Source organism: Oleiphilus sp. HI0123, assembly GCF_001635315.1.
Genome location: NZ_LWGE01001353.1, coordinates 1 through 2,015 on the forward strand (window position 1 = coordinate 1; position 2,015 = coordinate 2,015).

At 44.5% G+C, this 2,015-nt stretch carries 2 protein-coding genes; one reads left to right on the forward strand and one right to left on the reverse strand.

Translation table 11 applies throughout. The features are described from left to right. Positions 1-1,048: argininosuccinate lyase (gene argH / locus A3761_RS16890; protein ID WP_068750559.1), on the reverse strand; the 1,048-nt coding region annotated here is incomplete at its 3' end. Positions 1,049-1,162: 114 nt separating this feature from the next. On the opposite strand from argH, the gene A3761_RS16895 reads away from it, so the two are divergent. Then, positions 1,163-2,015 (forward strand): sensor histidine kinase (locus tag A3761_RS16895; protein WP_068750562.1); only part of this gene is annotated, 853 nt, incomplete at its 3' end.

The following is a 2,015-nucleotide window of genomic DNA, read 5'->3' on the forward strand; positions in this document are numbered from 1 at the left end:
AGACATCAAATAATGGCTCTTTATCTTCCTGGTTATCTTCGTTGTATGCCAAAGGCTGAGACTTCATTAACATCAATAGAGAAATCATATGACCCGTTACCCGGCCCGACTTGCCTCGTACCAACTCTGGCACATCTGGATTCTTCTTCTGCGGCATGATAGACGAACCAGTACAGAAGCGGTCCGGCAAGTCGATAAAATCAAACTGAGCCGATGCCCACAAAATCAACTCTTCAGAAGCTCGCGATAAGTGAATCATAACCAAGCTGGCAAATGAACAAAACTCTATAGCAAAGTCACGATCACTGACTGAATCAAGAGAGTTCTCACTAGGTCGGTCAAAGCCTAATAACTCGGCCGTAATGCTACGATCAATAGGATAAGTCGTTCCCGCCAAAGCTGCTGCACCTAGCGGCATAATATTCACGCGCTTACGACAGTCCATCAAACGCTCATAGTCACGTTGAAGCATCTCGTTCCAAGCAAGAATATGATGACCAAAAGTGACTGGCTGAGCTGTTTGCAAATGAGTAAAGCCCGGCATTATTGTTGCAGCCTCACGCTTAGCAAGCCTTGCCATGCCATCCTGAAGACGAGTAATTTCACTGGCAATCACATCGATTTCATCTCGTAGATACAAACGAATATCTGTCGCAACCTGGTCATTTCGAGATCGCCCTGTATGGAGTTTCTTGCCCGTGATACCAATTTTTTCTGTTAAGGCTGCCTCGACGTTCATATGTACATCTTCCAGTTTGACAGACCACTGGAATTTGCCACTCTCGATTTCTGCCTGAACCTCTTTCAAGCCCTGAATGATTTGCGTTTTCTCTTCTTCAGTCAGCACGCCAACTTTTGCCAGCATCGTCGCATGCGCAATAGAGCCCTGGATATCGTGGAAATACAAACGCTGATCAAACTCTACTGACGCAGTAAATTGTTCAACAAAAGCATCGGTAGGCTCGGTAAAGCGTCCTCCCCATGGCTTTTCTTTACTTGAATCACTCTGCGTATTTAGCTGGCCGTTATTGTCGTTTGCATTGCTCATGTTTGATTACCCATCTACACTGAAATTTGTGGAGTCAAAATTGCGGCGCGCATTGTAGCACAAAAGCGAATAATACGCCTTAGTCATCCCTTGTAAAGAAACCAGTCATTTATCATGCATAGAAACGCCAAGCAATCACAGCCAAACAAAAACAGCCATGCTGATGATTCTAAGCAAGCTTCAGGGAGTGAGCAGAACTCCAATTTTGTCATTCCTGACCTTTGTCGAATCAATGCCGTTCTGTTTCTGCTGATCCTAACCCAGTTTCTAGCGCTGGTTTTATGTCTGGTCTTGAGTTCAAACGAGTTAATCAGTTGGGATAAACTAGGCCTGCTATCTATTTACTGCCACTCACTCACGCTCAGCTTTGCAGCGGTAATCTGTACAACCCGAAAATTTCTATTTGGCAAAAGCCCGAAATTTATCAGCATTTACTTCTTATCTAGCAATGCCATCATCACGCTGTTTTTCAGTTGGCTAGGCATCAACTTCCTGCTGCCGGGCGTCATTACAAAACCGGAACTATTTCTATCAAAGAGTTTACTCATCAGCTCGATGCTCGCGAGCATCTTACTGCGTTATTTCTTCCTGCAACACCAATGGCGAGAACAGCGCCAAGCAGAACTTCGAGCGCGCATCCAAGCACTGCAGGCTAGAATTCGTCCTCACTTTCTGTTTAATAGCATGAACAGCATCGCCAGCCTGATCGCAATCGATCCACAAAAAGCCGAAGATGCAGTCATAGATCTATCAACCATTTTCAGGGCTACATTAAACAACCAAACTTCTCTGATTCCGGTTCGTGAAGAAATTGAGCTATGCCGACGATACTTGAATATTGAAGCCCTTAGATTAGGAAACAGGCTAAAGATTGAATGGAAGCTCAACAACGCCAAGAAAAAGGTATTGATCCCCCCTTTAACCCTACAACCATTAGTAGAAAATGCGATTTATCATGGTATTCAAC